The sequence below is a fragment of the Halorientalis persicus genome, assembly GCF_900110215.1.
Classification (GTDB): Archaea; Halobacteriota; Halobacteria; order Halobacteriales; family Haloarculaceae; genus Halorientalis; species Halorientalis persica.
This window is the reverse complement of the sequence record NZ_FOCX01000019.1, coordinates 1-21,065: the sequence shown is the minus strand read 5'-3', so window position 1 is coordinate 21,065 and position 21,065 is coordinate 1. Positions and strand designations below refer to the sequence as shown.

Annotated in this window: 26 protein-coding genes and 2 pseudogenes; 16 read left to right on the top strand and 12 right to left on the bottom strand. The window is 64.0% G+C overall.

Annotation, left to right across the window (positions count from 1 at the left end):
• Positions 1-27: 27 nt before the first annotated feature.
• Positions 28-924, top strand: coding sequence for a trehalose-phosphatase (gene otsB / locus BMX17_RS17275; protein WP_092662379.1), 897 nt, complete (start codon positions 28-30; stop codon positions 922-924).
• Positions 925-954: 30 nt separating this feature from the next.
• Here the strand turns inward: otsB and BMX17_RS17270 are convergent, their stop codons facing one another.
• Positions 955-1,986: a Gfo/Idh/MocA family protein gene (locus BMX17_RS17270; protein ID WP_092662377.1), complete on the bottom strand. Its 1,032-nt coding sequence runs from the start codon at positions 1,984-1,986 to the stop codon at positions 955-957.
• A 145-nt stretch (positions 1,987-2,131) separates the two neighbouring features.
• Here BMX17_RS17270 and BMX17_RS17265 point away from each other — a divergent pair, with 145 nt between their 5' ends.
• The 7 genes from BMX17_RS17265 to BMX17_RS17235 all read left to right on the top strand — a co-directional run bounded on the left by BMX17_RS17265 (position 2,132) and on the right by BMX17_RS17235 (position 7,836).
• On the top strand, positions 2,132-2,380 hold the full coding sequence (locus BMX17_RS17265) for a hypothetical protein (RefSeq protein WP_092662375.1): 249 nt from the start codon (positions 2,132-2,134) through the stop codon (positions 2,378-2,380).
• A gap of 82 nt (positions 2,381-2,462) precedes the next feature.
• Entirely contained in the window at positions 2,463-3,428 is a 966-nt protein-coding gene (locus tag BMX17_RS17260; RefSeq protein ID WP_092662373.1) for a sugar phosphate isomerase/epimerase family protein, read from the top strand.
• A complete protein-coding gene (locus BMX17_RS17255; protein ID WP_092662371.1) occupies positions 3,425-4,522 on the top strand; it encodes a Gfo/Idh/MocA family protein in 1,098 nt (365 codons plus the stop codon). The genes BMX17_RS17260 and BMX17_RS17255 overlap by 4 nt, the downstream gene beginning before the upstream one ends.
• A 57-nt stretch (positions 4,523-4,579) precedes the next feature.
• Positions 4,580-4,939: a hypothetical protein gene (locus BMX17_RS17250; protein WP_092662369.1), complete on the top strand. Its 360-nt coding sequence runs from the start codon at positions 4,580-4,582 to the stop codon at positions 4,937-4,939.
• Positions 4,940-5,086: 147 nt separating this feature from the next.
• Positions 5,087-5,578, top strand: coding sequence for a four-helix bundle copper-binding protein (locus BMX17_RS17245; protein WP_092662367.1), 492 nt, complete (start codon positions 5,087-5,089; stop codon positions 5,576-5,578).
• A 189-nt stretch (positions 5,579-5,767) separates the two neighbouring features.
• Positions 5,768-6,691 (top strand): hypothetical protein, encoded by a 924-nt coding sequence (locus BMX17_RS17240; protein ID WP_092662365.1) that lies wholly within the window; start codon positions 5,768-5,770, stop codon positions 6,689-6,691.
• A gap of 293 nt (positions 6,692-6,984) precedes the next feature.
• Complete coding sequence (locus tag BMX17_RS17235; RefSeq protein WP_092662363.1) at positions 6,985-7,836, top strand: YihY/virulence factor BrkB family protein; 852 nt, start codon at positions 6,985-6,987, stop codon at positions 7,834-7,836.
• A 124-nt stretch (positions 7,837-7,960) separates the two neighbouring features.
• Here the strand turns inward: BMX17_RS17235 and BMX17_RS17230 are convergent, their stop codons facing one another.
• Positions 7,961-8,632 carry a helix-turn-helix domain-containing protein gene (locus BMX17_RS17230; protein WP_092662361.1) on the bottom strand — a complete coding sequence of 224 codons (672 nt, stop codon included), beginning with the start codon at positions 8,630-8,632 and terminating at the stop codon, positions 7,961-7,963.
• 460 nt (positions 8,633-9,092) lie between these two features.
• On the opposite strand from BMX17_RS17230, the pseudogene BMX17_RS17225 reads away from it, so the two are divergent.
• Positions 9,093-9,411, top strand: a pseudogene (locus tag BMX17_RS17225) (DUF7130 family rubredoxin-like protein).
• 41 nt (positions 9,412-9,452) lie between these two features.
• On the opposite strand, the gene BMX17_RS26745 reads toward BMX17_RS17225, so the two are convergent.
• The 4 genes from BMX17_RS26745 to BMX17_RS17205 all read right to left on the bottom strand — a co-directional run bounded on the left by BMX17_RS26745 (position 9,453) and on the right by BMX17_RS17205 (position 12,531).
• Positions 9,453-10,172 (bottom strand): hypothetical protein, encoded by a 720-nt coding sequence (locus tag BMX17_RS26745; protein ID WP_092662359.1) that lies wholly within the window; start codon positions 10,170-10,172, stop codon positions 9,453-9,455.
• Positions 10,173-10,418: 246 nt separating this feature from the next.
• A complete protein-coding gene (locus tag BMX17_RS17215) occupies positions 10,419-10,769 on the bottom strand; it encodes a HalOD1 output domain-containing protein (protein ID WP_170845458.1) in 351 nt (116 codons plus the stop codon).
• A gap of 374 nt (positions 10,770-11,143) precedes the next feature.
• Complete coding sequence (locus BMX17_RS17210; protein ID WP_244515040.1) at positions 11,144-11,452, bottom strand: PRC-barrel domain containing protein; 309 nt, start codon at positions 11,450-11,452, stop codon at positions 11,144-11,146.
• Positions 11,453-11,649: 197 nt separating this feature from the next.
• Positions 11,650-12,531 carry a CBS domain-containing protein gene (locus tag BMX17_RS17205; RefSeq protein WP_092662357.1) on the bottom strand — a complete coding sequence of 294 codons (882 nt, stop codon included), beginning with the start codon at positions 12,529-12,531 and terminating at the stop codon, positions 11,650-11,652.
• Positions 12,532-12,688: 157 nt separating this feature from the next.
• On the opposite strand from BMX17_RS17205, the gene BMX17_RS17200 reads away from it, so the two are divergent.
• Both BMX17_RS17200 and BMX17_RS26295 read left to right on the top strand, forming a co-directional pair.
• A complete protein-coding gene (locus tag BMX17_RS17200; protein WP_092662355.1) occupies positions 12,689-12,949 on the top strand; it encodes a hypothetical protein in 261 nt (86 codons plus the stop codon).
• A gap of 76 nt (positions 12,950-13,025) precedes the next feature.
• Positions 13,026-13,175 (top strand): hypothetical protein, encoded by a 150-nt coding sequence (locus tag BMX17_RS26295; RefSeq protein WP_170845457.1) that lies wholly within the window; start codon positions 13,026-13,028, stop codon positions 13,173-13,175.
• Between the two features lie 20 nt (positions 13,176-13,195).
• On the opposite strand, the gene BMX17_RS17195 is transcribed toward BMX17_RS26295, so the two are convergent.
• Positions 13,196-13,648, bottom strand: coding sequence for a nucleoside deaminase (locus tag BMX17_RS17195; protein ID WP_394327917.1), 453 nt, complete (start codon positions 13,646-13,648; stop codon positions 13,196-13,198).
• 278 nt (positions 13,649-13,926) lie between these two features.
• Here BMX17_RS17195 and BMX17_RS17190 point away from each other — a divergent pair.
• The 5 genes and pseudogenes from BMX17_RS17190 to BMX17_RS17170 all read left to right on the top strand — a co-directional run bounded on the left by BMX17_RS17190 (position 13,927) and on the right by BMX17_RS17170 (position 18,009).
• Positions 13,927-14,550 (top strand): annotated as a pseudogene (locus BMX17_RS17190) (IS6 family transposase).
• Between the two features lie 76 nt (positions 14,551-14,626).
• Complete coding sequence (locus BMX17_RS17185; protein ID WP_244515038.1) at positions 14,627-14,827, top strand: hypothetical protein; 201 nt, start codon at positions 14,627-14,629, stop codon at positions 14,825-14,827.
• 240 nt (positions 14,828-15,067) lie between these two features.
• Positions 15,068-15,844 carry a pyrroline-5-carboxylate reductase gene (gene proC, locus BMX17_RS17180; protein WP_092662478.1) on the top strand — a complete coding sequence of 259 codons (777 nt, stop codon included), beginning with the start codon at positions 15,068-15,070 and terminating at the stop codon, positions 15,842-15,844.
• Positions 15,837-16,685, top strand: coding sequence for a glutamate 5-kinase (proB, locus tag BMX17_RS17175; RefSeq protein ID WP_092662353.1), 849 nt, complete (start codon positions 15,837-15,839; stop codon positions 16,683-16,685). The genes proC and proB overlap by 8 nt, the downstream gene beginning before the upstream one ends.
• Entirely contained in the window at positions 16,678-18,009 is a 1,332-nt protein-coding gene (locus BMX17_RS17170; protein WP_092662351.1) for a glutamate-5-semialdehyde dehydrogenase, read from the top strand. The genes proB and BMX17_RS17170 overlap by 8 nt, the downstream gene beginning before the upstream one ends.
• Before the next feature lie 427 nt (positions 18,010-18,436).
• On the opposite strand, the gene BMX17_RS17165 is transcribed toward BMX17_RS17170, so the two are convergent.
• The 5 genes from BMX17_RS17165 to BMX17_RS17145 form a co-directional block, all read right to left on the bottom strand.
• Positions 18,437-18,994, bottom strand: a complete 558-nt coding sequence (locus tag BMX17_RS17165; protein WP_092662349.1) for a TATA-box-binding protein — start codon at positions 18,992-18,994, stop codon at positions 18,437-18,439.
• Between the two features lie 18 nt (positions 18,995-19,012).
• On the bottom strand, positions 19,013-19,876 hold the full coding sequence (locus BMX17_RS17160) for a 2-oxoacid:ferredoxin oxidoreductase subunit beta (protein WP_092662347.1): 864 nt from the start codon (positions 19,874-19,876) through the stop codon (positions 19,013-19,015).
• Between the two features lie 93 nt (positions 19,877-19,969).
• A complete protein-coding gene (locus tag BMX17_RS17155) occupies positions 19,970-20,233 on the bottom strand; it encodes a hypothetical protein (RefSeq protein ID WP_244515037.1) in 264 nt (87 codons plus the stop codon).
• Positions 20,234-20,373: 140 nt separating this feature from the next.
• A complete protein-coding gene (locus tag BMX17_RS17150) occupies positions 20,374-20,703 on the bottom strand; it encodes a 4Fe-4S dicluster domain-containing protein (protein WP_092662343.1) in 330 nt (109 codons plus the stop codon).
• Between the two features lie 38 nt (positions 20,704-20,741).
• Positions 20,742-21,065 (bottom strand): SufD family Fe-S cluster assembly protein (locus tag BMX17_RS17145; RefSeq protein ID WP_170845365.1); only part of this gene is annotated, 324 nt, incomplete at its 5' end.

Below are 21,065 nucleotides of genomic sequence, written 5' to 3'. Positions count from 1 at the left end.
CGACATCACTCCGACCACGAACGACGAATGTACACACCGAATCACGAGCGACGGACGAACGAACCGGGACAGACGAACGGGCCGGAAAACGAGCGGGTGCCGAAACGAGCGGCGTCCTCGGCTCCACCGACCGATGCCCGGACGAAACCGGCGGCCACGAACCTTGGCGAAATCGCGGGCCGGCTGGAACGGGGGTCGGGGCTGCTGGTCGGTGTCGATTTCGACGGGACTCTCGCCCCCATCGCACCGGACCCCGACGATCCCCACATCACACCGGCCAATGCAGTCGCGCTCGCCAGGCTCGCGGCGAGCGTCGACACTGTCGTCGCCGTCGTGAGCGGGCGTGAAATCGCCGATCTTCGGCCGCGGGCCGAGGTCGCGGGTGCGGTCTACGCCGGCAATCACGGGCTGGAACTGGCGCGTGGGCCAGACAGCGTGATCCATCCAGCAGCGCGACGCTACAGACCTGCCCTCGACCACGCCGTGGACCTCGTCGGACAGACGCTCGGTGACGTTCCCGGCTGTCTGATCGAAGACAAGACGCTCTCGCTGACGGTCCACTATCGACAGGTCCCGCCAGCGCTCCAGCGCGGCGTGGTCGAACGGATCGATGCACTCGCCCCACGGCTGGACGATGGGTTGTGCCTCGTCTCCGGGCGAAAGTCCGTCGAGATACGGCCTGACATCGACTGGGACAAGGGCCAGGCGCTCCAGTGGCTCCGGACGACGCTTCCCGACGGGTACCGTGCCGTCTATCTCGGTGACGATACGACCGACGAAGACGTCTTTCGGACTCTCCGGGCTGGAGATGTCGGCGTTCACGTGGGGAGACGTGATACTGCCGCCCGATATCGCCTCAGGTACCAACGCGGGGTCGCTCCCTTTCTCGACTGGCTCGGCCGCCGCGTTACCACGGGCGTGTGACCGCGCCCGGGCTGTCCGACCGGGCGCTCGTCACTGTTCGACGGTCGCACTCTCGACGATCGACTGGACCGAGACGGCCGAGCCGGTCGCGTCGGCCTGGTAAGCTGCTTCGGTGAGCGCGGTGATGGTGAGACCGACGGTCCCGGGGACCGCCGACTCGGTGCGGCCCTCGATCGCGTCGAGGAAGTTCTGCAGTTTGCGGCGATTGAGCGTGTCGAAGTCGGCGTCGATGGCCATCTCCGTTCGGTACGTGGCTCCGTTCTGTTCCTCGATCACGAGTTCGTCGTCCGTGTAGGAGATCGTCCCGTCGGTTCCCCAGAACCGGTACCCTTCCCTGGGGGTGATGTCGACGCCGTCGCCGACGATGGCGACGCTCGCCAGGACCGGGGCGGTGTCGCGTTCCAGGCTGATCGTCAACACGCTGTCGACGTCCACGTCGGGCTTGGCGTACTGGATCTGGGCGGTCACGGTCGCGGGGTCGCCGTGTGAGAGCCAGACGAGCGCGTCGAGGACGTGGGACCCGGTGTCGTAGAGCTGGCCGCCGCCGGAGAGCTGTGGATCGACCCGCCAGGTCCCGCGGTGGTTGTCGATCCAGTTCTGACTGACGTAACAGTCCACGGCGCGGAGACGGCCGACGCGACCGCTGTGCAGGACTCTGTCGATCTCGCTGAACCCGTCGTGGAACCGCCGCTGATACCCGACCTGCAGGACGAGGTTGCGTTCGGCGGCCGTTTCGACGAGCGCCTTCGCCTGCCCCACGTCGGTGACCATCGGCTTCTCGACGAGGACGTGGAGGTCCCGATTCAGACAGGCCATGGTTTGATCGTAGTGGAGTGTGTGTGGCGTGACGATGGTGACCGCGTCCAGCTCGGCCCCGTGTTCGTGCAAGAGAGCCCGATACGTCTCGTAGGCCGGCGCGTGGAACTCCCGTTCGAACAGGTCGCGAGCGTCCGCAGTGACGTCGGCGGCCGCGACGATGTCGACGTTTGCGTGTTCTGCGTACGTCTTGGCCTGGAGGTAACCGAGTCCACCGACTCCGATGACGCCGATCTGCAGGACCATACACGTCGTGCGTGATTCTCGGCGAAAGGTCTGACGCTGGCTCCGCGCTACCGGTCGGCGACGCATCCGCCGTGGCCGCCGGATCGAGCGCCATACGACCGCAACCAAAGAGTGAAGTCGTGCGGGGTTGTACCATGGAGGGCCTATGCCGATCTGCCCTGGCTGTGAACGGCCGGTTCCGTACGACAGGCTGGCGACTCACGAGCAGTACTGCGCGGAACTGGGCGCCGACACGAGCCACGTTCGGAAAATCGAGCGACTCGACCGCCGTATCTCAGATGCGGAACGACGGATGTACCGCCGGCTCCGCGCGCTCGAAGCCGAACTCGACATCACTCGTTCCCGGACAGACGAGAAGGGCGGCACTAACGGCCGATCTCAGCCACAGCGGTAACGCCGGGCCGCGAACCGGGCCACCGGTCGATGCCGATGGCCCCGCGGGTGAACTATTAGCCGCCCCGCGTCGAATCACGAGTATGGACCTCGGTGTCCTGACCGTCCCTCTCGGGGAGCGCCCGCGGGGGGACGCATTCGACTACCTCGCCGACCTGGACGTCAACGCCGTGGAGTTGGGGTGTGGCGGCTTTCCCGGGAGTGACCATCTCGACCCCGACGCGCTGCTCGACGGTCCCGAGAGACGAGAGGCACTGCGCACCGCGCTCGACGAGCGACAGCTGTCGGTCAGCGCTCTCGCGACGCACAACAACCCGCTCCACCCGGACGACGAGCGGGCCGACCGCGCCGACCGCGAACTCCGGCGGGCGATTCGGCTGGCAGACGAACTCGACGTGCCTGCAGTCACCTGCTTCTCCGGACTGCCCGGCGGGAGCCCCGACGACACCACGCCGAACTGGATCACCGCCCCCTGGCCGCCCGAACACGCCGACGCCCTCGAGTACCAGTGGCAACGCGCCACGGAGTACTGGCACGACGTGGCCACCCTCGCCGCCGATCACGGCGTGGACGTGGCGGTCGAGATGCATCCGAATATGCTGGTCCACGAGCCCCACGGCCTCGCCAAACTCAGGGACGCAACGAACGAGCGCATCGGCGCGAACCTCGACCCCTCACACCTCTACTGGCAGGGGATCGATCCGGTCGCGGCGATCCGCTGGCTCGGAGCGCGGGCCGCGATCCACCACGTCCACGCCAAGGACACGGAACTGTACGAGTCCCGACAGCGAACCCGGGGCGTCCTCGACACCACGCGCTACGACCGACCGGCCGAGCGGTCCTGGCTCTTTCGCACTGTCGGGTACGGACACGGCGAGCGTCACTGGAAACGCATCGTCACGGCCTTGCGACTGGTCGGGTACGACGGCACGCTGAGCATCGAACACGAGGACGCGCTGACGAGTCCCCAGGAAGGGCTCGAAAAGGCGGTCGAGCTACTGGACCGGGTCCTGCTGGCATCCGAACCTGGGGAGGCGTTCTGGGCGTGACGCTCCGCGTCGCTTTCCTGGGCTATCGGTTCATGGGCACCGCCCACGCCAACGCGCTGGCGCGGCTTCCCATGTTCTTCCCGGACGCACCCGAGACGCGCCGGCAGGTGTTGATCGGGCGCGACGAGTCGGCCCTCACCGAGGCCGCCGACCGCCTCGGTTTCGCCGAGACCGCGACCGGCTGGCGCGAGGTCGTCGACGAGGTAGACGTGTTCTACGATCTCGCACCGAACTACCTCCACGCCGATCCCGCGATCGCCGCGCTCGACGCCGACGCCCACGTCCTCTGTGAGAAACCCCTCGCACACACGCTCGACGACGCCGAACGGATGGCCGCCGCTGCGGCCGACAGCGACGCCACGGCGGCCGTCGCGTTCAACTACCGCTTCCTGCCGGCGGTGGCTCGCGCGAAGTACCTGGTCGAGACCGGCGAACTCGGCGAGATACGCGCCTTCCGCGGGCGCTACCTCCAGGACTGGCTCGCCGATCCGACCGCACCGTGGTCGTGGCGGACCGACGCCGACCTGGCGGGGAGCGGGGCCCTGGGCGACCTCGGCGCGCATACGCTCGACCTCGCGCGGTATCTCGTCGGCGACGTGGCGCGGGTCAGCGGCTACACCCGAACCTTCGTTGACGAGCGACCGGACCCCGAGGGCGATGGGACCCAGCCCGTGACCGTCGACGACGCGTTTACGGCGCAACTCGCGTTCGAGAACGGCGCGACGGGCACGGTCGAGGCCTCCCGAGTCGCACCCGGGCGAAAGAACGACCATCGGATCGAACTCGACGGGACCGACGGGGCGCTCCGCTGGTCGCTCGAACGACCCAACGAACTCCTGGTTCGCCGCGCGGGGGCGCGGGGCTTCGAGCGCGAACTCGTCACCGACCCCGACGACCCCTACGTCGATCACTGGTGGCCGCCGGGGCACGTTCTCGGCTGGGAACACTCCGTCGTCCACGAGAACGCCGAGTTCCTGACCGCGGCCGTGGCCGGCGAGTCACACGACCCGGACTTCCAGGCCGGGCTTGCGGTCCAGCGATTGCTCGACGCGATCCAGCGCGCCGATGCGAACGGTCGGTGGATCGAGTGCTGACGACACGATACTGGAAATCCACCCATAACAACGACGCGGCAGAACGGACGTGGACGCATGGCCCTCATCGACTCCGTGATCGTCTTCGCGGTGAGTCTCCTCATCGGTGCCCTCGGTATCTACGCCGGCGCGCGCGTGATCACGGACACCGACGACTACAGCTACGCCCTGATCACCGCGCTGATCGGGGCTGTCGTCTGGACGCTCGTCGCCGTCCTGATCGGCTGGATCCCCCTGCTGGGCCCCATCGTCGCCCTGATCGCGTACGTCGCCGTCATCAACTACCGGTACCCCGGCGGCTGGCTGAACGCGATCGGCATCGCCTTGATCGCCTGGCTCGCCTCGATTCTCGTCGTCGGTCTCCTCGCGGTGCTCGGCGTGACGACGTTCGACGCGGCCGGGGTACCCGGTGTCTGACTCGGCGTGGTCGCGATGTCCGCCGGACACGGAATGGACGCTACCGGACCATGCGACAGAATACGCCCGCGTTACTGGCGATAACCGTGTTATACCTATTGACCGGGTGGTGATACACCCCGTCGGGCGTCGACCGCCCGTCGAACAATGACTGCAGGACAGTTCCAGCAGACGACAGGCGCACAGACCTACGGCCAGCAGAGCGCGACCGCCGGCCGCCCAGGCGGCCAGCAACAGCAGATGGGCCACCAGTCCCGCCACCTCGCCGACAGCATCGCCCGCGCCGTCGAGGTGTGTGGCTGGTGTGCAGACGAGTGCATCCGGGAGAGCAATCCCCAGATGACCGAGTGCATCCGGCTCTGTCACGACGTGACCGAGATCGGTGAGACCGCACTCGCCATGGTGCCGCGGAACTCCCGGTTCGGACGGTCGATCCTCCAGACCTTCCAGCAGGCCGTTCAGGCCTGCGCCCAAGAGTGTGGCCAGCACGACCGGGACCACTGCCAGGAGTGTGCCCGCGTTCTCGGGGACACGATCCAGACCATCCAGCAGGAGATGGGAGCCCCCCAGGGCGGCGGAATGCAGACCGGTGGCACACAGCGTATCGGCCAGTCCGGCGGGATGTCTCAGGGATTCTAGCGAGGGCCAAATCCCGACGAAACGGAGTAACGTCGTCTTAGCGATCCGAACCGACGAAACGGTTAATGACGACGCCATGGCAGGGCCCGATGGTGTTGTGACCGACCACGGTGACGCGGTCCCGAGATCGATTCCTCGGCCGCGATACCACGGCACCGACACCACGCTGACAGCAGCGCAGGACCACCTATGAACCAGCAAAATCCGTATCAGCAGGGACAGAGCCAGCGAGGACAGCGCCAGCAGCGCCAGGGCCAGCAGGGACGTGGTGCTGAGCAGGGAGCTAGCGACCGGCCTCGGAGTCAGGCGTTCCGCGAGGACGAGGCCAGTCAGGCCGAGTTGCAGCCCCGCGATCCGCGCACGGGGCAGTTCGTGCAGGAACCACAGCAGCACGGAAAGCAGCGTGAACAGGTCGGGCGACAGAGCCACCAGCGGATCGGCCCGTCACAGCAACAGCCGACCCAGCAACCCCAGGGTGCCGGGATGTCGCCACAGCAACTCTCCCAGCAGCCCCAGACGGAGTCCGTCCAGCCCCAGCAATCACACCAGATGCCCCAGCACGGACAGAGCGGGCAGTTCGTCGGCGGTGGCGGAACACCCGGACAGGGTCAACAGCAGGTGCAGCCGCAACAACAGAGCCAACAGCGACAGCGGGCCCAGCACCAGCCCCAGGAGATCCAACAACACCAGCCCCGACGCCAGATGGGGCAGCAACAGCAGCCACAGACGTTCCAGCACCAGCCCCAGGAGATCCAGCAGCACCAGCCCCGACGCCAGATGGGGCGGCAACAGCAGCCACAGACGTTCCAGCAACAGCCACAGCAAAGCATCCAGAATCAGGGCCAGCAAGGCATCCAGAACCAGGGTCGGCGAGCCAGCCGGCACCAACAGCCCGGGCTGGGCCAGCAACAACAGCCCCAGCAGGGATTCAAGCAGGAACAGTTCAGGACCCAGCTGGGCCAGCAGGAACAACAACAGCAGGGCGACCAACAACAACAGCCCATCGAGAGCCAGCAGGGTTCACAGCAGTCACAGGGCGGCCTCCAGTACAAACAGCGGACTCAGCAGCGCCACCAGGGCCAGAAAGAGGGACAGTTCCAGCAACAGCGCTGATCTCTGACGACTGACCGTATCTCGACCCCCGAATCGCGCCTGGACCGCCGTAGCCCGTGGCGGGCTTCACTCGCAGTTTTCACACGACGGAGCCGACCGTCGTCGGTCACGTGCCGCCAGATCCGGCGTCACGTCGCGGCCGCCAGAAAGATCACGAACTCGCGTGTCGAGTTGCCGGAGACCCCTCCCGTGGTGTCACTGACGGGACACCCCGCGAGCGATAAGTGCGTCCGGCCCTATAGGCGAGCACGGATGGAGCGGGAGCCACGCTTCCGTCGAGGGCGAGGCAGGGCATGAGCATCGCCTGGCCCAAGCCCGTCGACGACGCGACGACACTCGTCCGCGACATCGTCGCGGAGTTTCGTGAGCGCGACGTACCGTTCATGGCCGGGAGCCTCGCGTACTCGGCGTTCGTCTCCCTGCTCCCGTTCATGTTGCTAGTCGTCCTCGCAGTCTCGTGGATCGGCGGCGAGGAACTGGTCGCGGTCGTCCTGTCGCTCACCAGACGCTACCTCTCGCCGGCCGGACAGAACGTCGTCTTCGACGCACTGACACACGCCAGTGGCCGGTTCGGACTCTCCGTGCTGGGCTTCCTGGCGCTCTCGTGGGGGGCGCTCACCCTGTTTCGACGGCTCGATACCGCTTTTGCACAGCTGTACGGCACGGACGGTCGCGGCTCGCTCCGGAAACAGCTCACCGACGCGTTGATCGTGATCGCCGCGATGGCCGGCGCGATGATCGCGATGTTGTTCGCTGGACTCGTGTTCGCGATGGTCCCGCAGATCCCTTTTCTGGGCGTTCTCAACGTCCTCTTTCTGATCGCGGCGCTCTCGGCCGCATTCTACCCCGTCTACTACGTCTTCCCGGACGTGGACATCGCCCCTCTCGAAGCCGTGCCCGGCGTAATCGTCTCGGTCGTCGGCTGGACGCTCCTCCAACTGCTCTTTCAGGTGTACATCTCCATCTCCTCGACCGCGGAACTGTACGGTGTCCTCGGTGGCGTTCTCCTGTTGATCACCTGGCTCTACTTCGCCTCGCTGATCTTCCTGCTCGGCGGCGTCGCGAACGTCGTTCTCGCCGGCCGTAGCCCCCCGAAAGCCGAACTTGCCTACGAAGGTACTGGAAGGGACGGAAGACCTGGCTGACGAACCGTCAGTGACGGCTACCGCTCGTGTGCATCTCAGTACTGGTGGTGCTGGTGTCCCGGCCCTGCTTGTCTGCCCTGACGATGCTGTTTTAATCTCTCTGCGGTCGGGGGTCGTGAGGCGCTCACGGATGTGGTTCGTCCGGCGTGAGGCCGTCGTGGAGCGACGATTCGATGAGGGACTGGTGTGCCCGACGGAGGCGCTCCGAGACCGCCTGATGAGATACGTCGAGGCGGTCGGACAGTTCGACCAGCGTCGACCCTCGCGGCACCCCGTAGTAGTCCGCTTCGAGTGCCTCGGAGAGTGCCTCGTACTGCTCGGCTGAGAGCCGCGTGCCCCCGTGGCGGACCACGCTTTCGAGGCCGTTCACCCGGCTCACGTCGATGGTGACGCCGTAGGCCCGGCAGGTGTCGTAGAACGACGACATGGCCGCCTTCTCCGGGAAGAGGACGCGAAGTTTCCAGGTCCTCCCGTGAAGTCGGGCGTCTAAGAGCGTGCCGTCCTCCGCGGCGACGAAGTCGGCCAGCTCGCGAACCCGATCCTGCCAGCGGACGCGATAGAGGACGTGATTCTCGTTCCGGATGAGCCGGCGTACCTCGGCAGTACTGTCGTCGCCACGCAGTGTTTCGTCCAGTCGATCGAACGCCGGTGCCGAGGCCCACAGGAACGGTATCGGCTGATCCGTCCCGGTCGTAACCGTGCGGACGGTCTCGAACGAGGCGTCCGGAACCGCCGCCACCGTGTCACCGAGCGCGAACTCCGACGCCGGGATCTGTGCCTCCACGATCGTACCCATGCGTGGGGTCCAGACGGGGCGCGGCTTTTACTATTCACTGGCTAGTCGCGGTAACGCCGCAGTACCGAATCGTGCGCCCTGTCGAGCGGTCCGAAAGCTCGGCGAAACGCGCCGAGGCCGTCGGGCGGAAATTCTACAGCGACCGCGAGACCAACGATACCGAACTCGGCTACGAAGAACAGTCGTTCTGAACCGCCGGAACGGCCAGTATCTCGGACCCACACGAACTCTCTTTGGCCCGGTCGTTGGAGTACCCAGCTGGTGTCAGCCAGTGAGCCAACTCCAGCACAGCGGCCAGTCCGCACAGTCCAAAGGAGTTTCGTCAGCCACGCTCGAACAGGTGAGGGGCCGGCAGTGAGAGCGCGGCAACTGCTCTACAGGGCTGGGAGCGATCGGGTTCCTTCGGAGATGGCAACCGACCCGACAGTCCCTTTTTCCGCGTCCACAGGCAAGCCGCGGTATGAGCGGACGAGGTGAAACTCCCCACACGATCGACCCCGCCGAGTTCGACCTCGCGTTCGGGCAGACACTCTACACCGAAGACGGTCACGCGGTCGGTACCGTTCGCGGCGTCGAGGATGGCGGTCTCTACCTGTCCGGGAAGACGTCGAGTCGCTGAGCGTCGAACACGCCCGTTCCGGTCACTCTTTCGGGCAGGCCGAACTGATGTGGCGGTGCACGAACTGCGGCGAGATGGGCGAGATCGACGGCCACTTCCCTCGACGTGTCCCAACTGCGACGTTCTCAGAGAGGACCTGATGTACTGGACCGAGGACTGAACGACGCTCCCGGGAGAAAAAATCGACCCGGCCACGGCCCACTACTGCGTCTCTGTCAGTGACTCCTGTTGTGGCCTGCCAGCGCCTTCACTCTTGGCGCCTGTCGGTCTCCCCTCGCCTCTGCCCTCCGGTCGTGTGGTCTCGGCAGGTTCGGGCTTCGGTGCCGGTTGCTCGCCCTCCGCCCTGGCGGCCGGTTGCTGACCGAGTGGCTGTTGGATCCCCTGTTTCCGTGGTGGCTGTTGTGGACCCATGCCCTGGGGTTGCTGGCCGATCTGGGGAGGCTGCTGGCCCATCCCCTGAGGCTGTTGAATCGGCTGTGGTTTCTGGTGCCCGCCGGCCCACGCCTGCGGTCCGATCGCCTGTGGCTGCTGTGGACCTGGTTGCTGTTGTGATGTCTGCTGTCCGTTGCCCTGCAATCCGCTCGTCGCCTGTTGCATCGCCTGGCCCTGCTGTTGGGCTGTGGCCATTTCCGACTGGGCCAACTCTTCGGTGTTCTGCGCGACGGAGTCGAGCGTCCGGAGGTAGTTGTGCATCGTCTCCCTGGTCAACTCCATCCTCCGATCCTGTGCCAACTGCTGTGCCTCCATACTGTTCACGAACAGCTCCACGGCACTGCGCTGGAACTGTAGCGTCTGCTGGATCGGTAACTCGAAGAACTGGCGCATTGCTTTGCGTCCGTTCTCCATCAGTGTCTGCTGGAGCTGTGCCGTCTGTGTGCCCGTCTCGCCGGTTCCTTGCTGAGTCTGTTGTTGCTGGCTCATAGGTTGCAGTGGATAACGAACCGGGTCTGCCGTTCCGGTACGTACGGGTAGATGCTCGCCGCTTTCGGCGCTGCGTCCCTGTCGTCCCCCGGCGCCTGTATAAACAACTGCTATCGTTTACCCGGATAGCCCCGGGTTGACGAGTCTCCGATTTCGGTAAGCGGTTTCTGTCCGCCACGCCCCGGGCGTGACGATCGCTACTACTGGATCGTTCGGCTGCCGAATGCGCCCACAGCGCTGGCCTGCTTACTGGTGGCTGGGCTGTGGCTGGGTCTGCGTAATGACGATCCGCCCGGTGCTGTAGACGGTGACCTGACAGTTCCAGATCGTGAACCTGAGATGGCCGTTCGTCCGCGGTGTCCCGTCGGATTTGGGGGAGAACAGGCGGTCGAGTGCGTCCGGATCGACGTACTCACTCAGCGTGAAGCCAGTCTCCGTGACCTCGAAGCCGGTGACGTCGGCGATGGCGTGTGCGAGTGTCGTCGTCAGTTCCGCTGGCCCGTCGAAGTCGTGGTGGACGACGTACGGTTGTGTCCGGTGACCGACCGACTGTGAAACTCTAGCCCGGTCACGCTGTGACACGTTGCGATTGTTCATCTGTCTCGTGGGTCAGTTATACGACTGCTACCAAAAGTTTTTCTCCACCTACGGCCGCGGTCGGCGACAGCGACACGTCACCCCCAGACCCGATCTTCCCGGCGGTAATCAGAGACTACGGCGAGTAATCCGTGTTCTCTCCTGCCGGACGGACTCCACGAGTCGGCGGAGGGGTACCTGATCGACTGTCCGGAGTGTGGCTCGACGGTCTCGTTACACCGGATCGTCGAGACCGGCTGCTGTTCGGGACAGCGCGACGCCAACCACACGGAGACGACCGGCGAGGACCGGCAGATCCAGCGTCCCGAGTGTACGGCTGAACTGTCGCTCGAACTCGCCTGGACCGCCTGAAAAACGACGCCCCGCCGTCGGCGCTACTCTTCGAGCCGGATCTGATCGTCGGTGACCGACTCGATACTCGCCTCCTGAAGCGGGTCGGTGTCTTCGTCGCCACGATCACCCCAGCCCAGCTTCGATTTGATCGTCTCGGTGATCCCCGGGTCCGGGTCGACGTACGCTGTCCCGCGATCGACTTCGACGACGCGGCCGACGGAATCGTCACTGCGCACCACTTCTTTCCCTTCGTCCTCGTCGGTGAGTTCTATCGTGGGTCGTCGGCCGGACGACCCTCGCCAGTGAATGACTGGTGCCTGCAGGAGCAGGTCTTCTGTCATCCCTCGCATCCACACCGCACTCGACCGTATCAATTACATACGTACAACTGTAAAGAATGGTCGCTATCCCGTATCGACTGGTACGTACGACCTCGGGATCTGCAACGATACGGAACATAATCGCGGTGCAGGGGACAGCATCGAGGGGTTGCCTCCCAGGAACGCGATGGAGAGGGATACGCGGCCGGTAGCCGCGGCCCGGACGGTCAGGAGTGCCGGGTGGTCTGGGCGGCGATGATATCGGCCGCGTCGCCGAGGTTGGTGCCGAGCAAGACGAGCAGGTCGTCGAGCGTGACGATACCGGTGAGGGTGCCCGCCTCGTCGACGATCGGTAGCCGACGGACGCCGGCTTGCTTGAGTTTGTCCAGCGCCTCGAAGACGGTCATATCGGTCCGGCCAGTGAGGAGGTCCGACGAGACGAGTTCCTCGGCAGTCCGCTTGCCGATCTCCGGTTCCGACTCCACCGCCAGCGCGATTTTGCGGTCGGTGAGAACGCCGATCGGCGTCTCCTCGTCGTCCTCGACGACGATCACACAGCCCACGTCGTTTTCGTTCATCATCGCGGCGACCGTCGCGAGCGGCGTGTCACGCGTCGCGGTAACCAGATCGGTACTGACGACATCCTCGACGCTCGACGGCGACAGGCGCGTCCGACGAGGCTGTGGGGGGGCTCCCATTCCACTCGCCCCGGCCGCCGGTGCCGACTGAGCCAGGCTGGCCTGCTGGGTGAACTGTCCGTGCTGGCCGGCACCCTGCGTTCCGACCTGTGCGCCCGACTGTGGCGGCTGTGTCCGCTGTTGCTGGTGCCCCAATGATTGTTGGCCGCTACCAGGTTGCATCCCTCCCTGCGGGACACCTGACTGATGCCTACCGGGCTGTCGGCCACCACCTGGTTGTCGCTGGCCGCCACTCGGTTCCTGTGTCAACTGTGTCTGGGGCTGCTGTTTGGGTGTCTGTGTGGGCTGTCCCTGCCACTGTGACTGCTGCCCCTGCCCGGCTCGTGGCTGTCCGGACTGTGGCTGACGCTGTGGCGTTCCGGTGCGCCGTTGCTCCCGTCGTCGGTTCGGATCGTTTCCCTGGTAACTCATGATTGCCGTCGGTCAGCGATACGCGACCGACCGCCTAGAGGTACCACGAACCTGCTGATAAAACCCGAGGCCGGTACGACGACACGGTCGCGCCTCGATGCCCTAAACGATTCGGCCGAACGATCAAGACACCTGCTGCAGTAGCTCGTGATAGTCTATGCCACGCTGCCCGGAGTGTTACAAGATCGTCTCGCACCGCCGACTCGGGACCCACGTCGAGTGGTGTTGCTCGTCCACGGATCGCGTTTCCGTATCCGACGACGGACTGGAACGAATCGCGCGGAGACTGAACGGCGTCGAAGATCGCATCGGACGGCGGATCGACGCGCTCGAGGCCGAACTCGACCAGTTCGGCTCGCACCCGACCGACGGGCGCGAACACGTCGAAACCGAGGACCTGACGCCACCCCCGACGTAGTTCCCCCCTACATCCTCCCAGACGAAGCCGAGCGAGTCACGGCGAGTCACACTCGCCGTCGCGGACATGAAAGTACTTGGTCGTGTTACTCGAAGTGGGTGACGTGATCCGAACGCTCACCAAATTGCTGAAACTCGGACTCGTGGGAATCGGCCTGTTGACAGTTCTGTTCGTCGTCTTCTCGTACGGCTGGAACGGCGAGCCACCGACCGTCGAACTGGAGTAGTCGATAGCGGTGGCCGCCGGTCACCAGTCGAAGTCGTCGTGAATCTGCCGGCCCTCCTCGTTCAACACCGGGCCCACGACACGGGTGTCGTCGAGGATCTCGGACGCACGAGTCGACGGTTCCGTCCCCTGGAACGCCGCGATCTCGTCGCCACCGACGCTGTACACGACGCCTTCGAACCCTGCTCGCGCCATCCCACCGGCACACATGGGACAGGGCTCGGTGCTGGTGTACATCACGATTTCGGCGCGTTCGTCCGGGTCGAACTCGTTGCAGGCGCGGTAGGCGAGATCGAGTTCGGGATGGCGTCGGATGTCGGACTCCGTGTTGACTCTGTTCGACTCGGTCATCACGACTGTGTCGTCCCGGACGAGGACGCTCCCGAACGGTTCGTCACCGCGTGCCGCGGCCTCCCGGGCCAGGTCGAAGGCTGCTCGCATATGCGCCTCGTGATCGAAACCGTCGAAATCGATGCCGGTCACCTTCCACTGTATACATCGCGAACAAATATTCCGTTCGGTGCCGGTGGCCGGTGGCGTCTTTGTATACACAGGTCCGCCGTGGAAGTTGAGACCACAGCGGGTACGACGGATCTGTAATGTGAGACTTCGGACGAATCGGGACGCGGAAACTGCTCCAGTTCGCTTTCTGACTGGGAGTTATTGTCGGCTGTCCAACTAACGTATCAGCTATCGGCGTCTCCGACGAGGGCCGCGACCGCTTCGTCGAGGAGTCTGATCTACAACCAACGTTGCCAGACGTCGATATCGTCGATGGTGATCGGTTGTACGCCCCGCGGGCCGAGTCGACACCGCGACCGCTGATGAAGATCGATATTCGGTTGCATCTCGCTGAAGTCACAGTTTCGAATACAGTTGCTATTTTTGAAATATCCGATGGTGAGCGAGCGCGACCTACCGTACACAATTGGGTTTCCAAAGCCGATCTACAGCCCAAAACTGGATGCAGTCCGGACCACATCGCGGTCGACAAGACCGTGACCCGACTCGACGACGAGCAATATTGTCTGTACGTAGCGGTCGATCCCGACACGAATACATTACGTTACAGAAGGTTTGAAACGACGGGATGAAGCGGTGTCGTTCGTGCATTCTTTGCCGAGCCCCGCGAGAAACACGATGTGGACAACGCTGTGGTTTCTCGTCTACGGTGCAGCACCGCTGAAAGACGCCTGCCGACGACACGCTCTCGATTTCAGATACGAAGGCCAGGAACTTGGACCGCTCTCAAACGTGTCTTTCCTGAAGGAAAACGCTGTACCTCTTTGTTCTCGAACTATTTCGACAACACCGAGCGAGACACAGCTGACGACCGGTTCCAGTCGTTCCCCCACGCATGGGAGCAACTAATCTGAACACTACCTCGTCGACCTCCGAGAAGACTATCAACAGGGTCAGAGCGAGCGGTCTGAGAATATCCTCGAACTGCTGATGGGGCTCGTCGAAGATCCGTACTTGGACGTGAACACAGCAGCCGACTGTTTGGATGTCGAATACAGCACAATCGGCCGACTGATCGGCCCGCTCGCAGACGACGGAGCACTCGAAGAGCTCACCGGGAAGGAGCGAAATCGGTTCGACCGGGCGAGCGAAGTCTTCAAGATTATCAACAAGCCGGTCGACCAACTCTGAACGACCGAGCACAGAGGGCGTGAGGCATATGCATTGAGATGGTCCGTCTCAACTACTGCTTCCCGAAGTTTTTATCGAAACCGTCGCTAGTCCGATATCCTGGATTTTCAGAGGTTCTTCACACACATAGATACGAATGTGTATCGGCGTTGGTAGTGAAACGAACAGCGACCTCGCCAGGCCCACTGCTCGGACGAAGCCGTAGTTGGTATGTACCTCAATCTCCCCAGTGAGGATATGATGACACACGTGAGCGTTATCGGTTGCGGGAACATGGGTGGAGCGTTCGTGAGGGGGCTCGCCCAGAGCAGTGCGTACGAAGTGACAGCTATCGACCTCGATCCCGAGGCGCTGGCGTCAGTCGCCGACGACGCGGACAGGACGACCGACGACATCGACGCGGCGCGGGAAGCGGACATCGTCGTTCTGGCCGTCAAACCCAAGGCAGTCTCCGCAGTGCTCTCGGATCTCGACCTCCGGCCGGACCAGTCGCTGGTCACCATCGCGGCGGGCGTCCCGCGGTCGTTCGTCGCCAGCGAGACGGATGCGACGGTCGTCCGGATCATGCCGAACCTGGCGGCCGAGACCGGCGACATGGCCGCCGCAGCCACCCAGGAGGGGATCGACGACGACGTGCGGGACCTGCTCGACGCGCTCGGCGAGTTCGTCGAGATCGACGAGGAACTGATGGACGTGTCCACAGCCGTCAACGGGAGCGGCCCGGCCTTCGCCTTCTACCTCATCGACGCGATGAAGGAGGCCGGCGTCAACGGCGGTCTCGAACCCGAGCAGGCCGAGACGCTGGCCGCGCAGACGTTCAAAGGTGCGGCCGAGACCGTCCTCCGGGACGACCGAACTGTCTCGGAACTCATCGACGCCGTCTGCTCGCCCAACGGGACGACCATCGAAGGCATGGAGATGCTGTGGGACAGCGACGCCGATACGGCGGTCGTCGACGCCGTCGAAGCGGCCGAGCAGCGATCCCGCGAACTCGCCGAGGAGTTCGACGATGAGTGACCAGTCGACGATCGAAGCCATCGACGAGGAGGTCGTCGAGCGGGCACGCAACCAGGCCGCCGACGCCCAGCGCGTGATCGTCAAGGCGGGGACGAACTCCCTGACCGACGCGGACTCCCAACTCGACCGCGTGAAACTCGACAAACTGGTCAGCGACATCATGGCGCTCCGGGAGCGTGGAAAAGACGTACTGTTGGTCTCGTCTGGCGCAGTCGGTGCCGGCAAGGGACTGATCGACGAGGAGACCGAGACCGTCGAGGAGAGCCAGGCGCTGTCGACCGTCGGTCAGAGCCACCTGATGCGCCACTACACGCAGAGTTTCGACCGCTACGACCAGACGGTGGCACAGATTCTGCTGACCGAGCACGATCTGTCCAATCCCGAGCGGTTCACGAACGTCCGCAACACCATCGAGACCCTGTTCGACTGGGGGATCGTCCCGATCATCAACGAGAACGACGCCATCGCGACCGAGGAGATCCAGATCGGCGACAACGATATGCTCTCGGCCTCGGTCGCTATCGGTGTCGACGTCGATCTGCTGGTGACGCTGACCGACGTTGGCGGCGTCTACACTGGCAATCCGAAAGACGACGAGGACGCGGCACTGATCGAGGCAGTCGGCACGAACTACGACGCCGTCCAGTCGCTCGTCGACGACAGCACGACCGCCGAGTTCGGCGGCATCCAGACGAAAGTCGAGGGTGCACGCGACGTGAGCGAGCACGGCACGCCCGCCATCATCGCGAACTCGGCGGCCCGAGACGTGCTAGAACGGATCGCCACTGCCAAATCGGTGGGCACGCTATTCGTCCCTATAAACGGAGCCGAAGATGACTGAACACGACACCGAATCCCAGGTGACCGACGCACAGCAGGCCGCGTTGCGGCTGGCAAACGTCGACGAAGCGACGCGCAACGCGGCGCTCGAATCGATGGCCGACGCCATTCGCAGCCACGAGACGGAGATCCGCGAGGCCAACGCGACCGACGTGGAAGAGGCGGAGGCCATGCTCGAACGTGGCGAGTACACCCAGGCGCTCGTCGACCGGCTGAAACTCGACGACGCGAAACTGGAGAGTATCGCCGAGATGGTCGACAGCGTCGCCGAACAGGAGGATCCCCTCGGCGAGACACTGGACGCCCGGGAACTGGACGAGGATCTCGAACTCTACAAGGTCGCCGTCCCGATCGGTGTCGTCGGCACCATCTTCGAGTCACGGCCGGACGCACTGGTCCAGATCGCCGCCCTCGCCCTCAAATCCGGCAACGCCGTCATCCTCAAAGGCGGCAGCGAAGCGAGCGAGTCCAACCGCGTCCTCTACGAGATCATCCGCGAGGCGACCACCGAGCTGCCCGACGGCTGGGTCCAACTCATCGAAGCTCACGAGGAGGTCGACCGCCTGCTGGAGATGGACGACAAAGTGGATCTGCTGATGCCCCGTGGCTCCTCGGAGTTCGTCTCCTACATCCAGAACAACACCCAAATTCCCGTGCTGGGTCACACGGAAGGGATCTGCCACGTCTACGTCGACGAAGCCGCCGACCTCGAACAGGCCGAAGAGATCGCCTACGACGCCAAGGTCCAGTATCCGGCTGTCTGTAACGCCGTCGAGACGCTCCTGGTCGACGAACGCGTCGCCGAGACGTTCCTCCCGGACATCGTCGAGCGCTACGAGGCTGCCGGCGTCGAACTCCGCGGGGACGAGGCGACTCGCGAGATCGTCGACGTCGGTGAAGCGACCGACGACGACTGGGACAGCGAGTACGGCGACCTCGAACTGTCGATCAAGATCGTCTCGGACGTGAACGAGGCTGTCGACCACGTCAACACCCACGGCTCGAAGCACACGGAGTCGATCGTCACCGAAGACGCCGAGACCGCCGAGCTGTTCATGACCGGCATCGACGCCGCGAGCGTCTTCCACAACGCCTCGACACGCTTTGCCGACGGCTACCGCTACGGTCTCGGCGCGGAGGTCGGCATCTCGACGGGGAAGATCCACGCTCGTGGCCCGGTCGGTCTGGCGGGATTGACGACCTACAAGTACTACCTCGAAGGTGACGGCCAGATCGTGGCCACCTACGCAGGTGCAGAGAGTACACCGTTCTCCCACGACCCCCTCGACAGGGAGTGGACACCCGGCCGACTCGACGACGAATAGTCGCTATCGCGGCTGAGCAAACGTTCGTCGGCCACTCCGTATCGACCGCTACTCTCCCGACGAGAGGGCCGCTCACGTCTGCTTGGCTGGCGTACTGTGGTGCCACTCCCGAATCGTGACGGCCGATACGACGCCAACGCTGTCGACGAGGGAACCAGGGACTCGACGGTGCGGAGATACAGCTAGACCGTCTCTAACGTGACGGATTCTCTCGCTGCCCCTGCGAGCCCTCACACATGGAGCAGGACGGGTCTCTCGAGGTCGTGGCGATTTCCGACGCCCGTCGTCAGAGGGGCCATACCCTTACAGTCGAGAGGATCACTCATTCCTGGCTGTCGCCGTCGTCTCACGACTGGACCCGTGGGATTGCGTCTCGAAACCCCGGACACCGATCAGCGCCGGAATACGGTGGCTCTCGATCACCCCGTCATTCGAGCAACCCGAGCGATTCGAGTTCCGAACCGACAGTTTCCAGCGCCGTGGACGCATCCGACGGATGCGTCCCACCCGTAATAACGACTTTTCCCGATCCAAATAGCAGTAACACCACGTCCGGTTCGTCGAGTCGGTAGACCAGGCCCGGGAACTGTTCGGGTTCGTACTCGACCGCCTGGAGGCCAAGCCCGATGGCGATGGCGTTGAGATTCAGTGCCGCTCCGAGATCTCCGGATGAGACGATGTTCTGAACCGTGATCGACGGCTCCTCCGGTGTCGGGATCTCGAGTGTCTCGAACTCCGTAAAGAGGATATCAACGCAATCACGGGCGGCGTCGACGCTTGCCGCACCAGTACAGACGATCTTCCCCGACCGAAATATGAGTGCGACCGCGTCGGGTTCGTCTGTCTGATAGACGATGCCCGGAAACGCTTCGGGGTCGTAATCAACCCCATCCAGGTCCAGCGCGACGCTGTCGAGGTCGAGTTCTCTCCCGACATCGGTCGACGCGACGACGTTCTCGACGGAGACAGACTGTTGAAGTGACATTGTGGTGGCTCGTCGGACTCAGTAGAACTCTCTGACGAGGTCCATCGCCTCGTCGGGCGCGCCGTCGGGGATGTCTGCCATGGAACCGGTCAGGCCTTCACGTTCCTCGAACGGTACCGACTGGTCGTTCTGGTAGATGACGCCCTGATACTCCTTGTCGGCGTCCAGAATCTTCCCCTTGGCGTCGTCGTAGTCGGTGGGATCGTGGTCGGTCTCGCCGAGGTCGACGATGGTGTCCCGGAAGTAGTCGTAGGTGTCGACGTCGTTGAACGTGACACAGGGGCTGTAGACGTTGACGAAGCCGAAGCCGTCGTGTTCGATGGCTTTCTTGACGATCTCGGTGTGGCGCTGGGAGTCCGAGCTAAACGACTGGGCGATGAAGGTGCCGCCCGCGGCCAGCGCGAGTGCGAGGGGGTTGACCGGGGGCTGTTTGGGCCCGTCGGGTGAGGTCGAGGTCTCGAAGTCCTCACGCGAGGTCGGGGAGGCCTGGCCCTTGGTGAGACCGTAGATGCGGTTGTCCATGACGACGTAGGTCATGTCGACGTTGCGGCGGACGGCGTGGATGAAGTGGCCCGCGCCGATGGAGTAGCCGTCGCCGTCCCCGCCGGCGACCATCACTTCGAGTTCGGGATTGGCGAGTTTGGTCCCGATGCCCACGGGCAGTGCGCGGCCGTGGACGCCGTGGAGCGCGTAGCTGTGCATATAGGTGCCGATCTTCCCGGAACACCCGATGCCGGCGACCACGAACGTGTTGTCTGGGTCGTTGCCGGTGTTCGCGAGAGCTTTCATCATGCCGTTCATCGTCCCGAAGTCCCCGCAGCCGGGACACCACGTGGGCTGTTTGTCGGATTTGAAGTCCGTGAATCTGATCTCGGAGCTCATCGGCTCAGTGAACACCTCCGATCGTCGTGATTGCATACTGGCTCATCGGTTCGATACTCGGTGATATCGTCGGTTTCGTGGTCGAATCTACGATCATCGTTTCGAGTTTTTCATTCGGGTAGTTTCGACATCGTCGATTCCGAGGGCAGCGATTTCGGCCGTCACTGCCTCTGGGAGTCTCTCAAGCGACGGTTCAGTCTGTGGGTCGGTCGACACGCCGTCGACTTTGACCGCGACCAGTTTGCCACAGTCACCGTGTGCAGCGACCTCGAACTCGAACGGTCGGTCGCGTTCGTCAGTGGCGTGCACCCAGACTTTCGAGAGTCCGTTGGCACTCTCCCAGTGGACGCTGTTCACGACAGTGAGAGAGCCAGCAGGCGGCACGCACGACGACGCACACGCCGGACATCGGGCTGGATGTGGCGAGGTGCCGATATAGTCATACTCGGCCCCGCATCGGTAGCACTGGAGTGTCAGGGCGGTCATCGTCACACCCTCTAAAGCCTCCCAGCACGACCTGGATCGACGTCGATCGCGTCGACGGGACACACGTCGACACAGAGCATACAGTCGATACACTGCTCCTCTCTGGCGGGGTCGGCTTTGATCTCACTCTCCGGGTGGTCCGGAGTATCCGTCCACTCGAACACGTCGACGGGGCAGTCCTCCAGACAGGCCCCGTCGGCGATGCAGATGTCGAAGTCGACGGCCACGTGCGTGCCGTGGATGCCCAGTTGCTCCGGTTCGTCGACCGGACCCCAGACTCGGTGGTCCTCGTGCTGTTCGGCGACGTCGCGATTCTCCTCGAATTTCGGATCGATAGCCATTGATCTATCTCTGTAATTGTATCTGCCGAGCCTGTTCACTATCCGAGCGAGCCCTCCATCTCGAGTTCGATGAGGCGGTTGAGCTCGACCGCGTACTCGATGGGCAGTTCTTCGGTGATCGGCTCGATGAAGCCGGCGACGATCATCTGCTTTGCGTCGTCGTCGTCCAGCCCACGCGTCTCCAGGTAGAAGACGTCCTCGTCGCCGATCTTCCCGACGGTCGCCTCGTGGGCCACGTCGACCTTGTTCTCCTGGATCTCCATGTACGGCATCGTGTCCGACGTGGACTCGTTGTCGAACATCAGCGCGTCACACTCGACGCTCGTACTGGCGTTCTCCGCGCCGTCGGCCATGTGGACCAG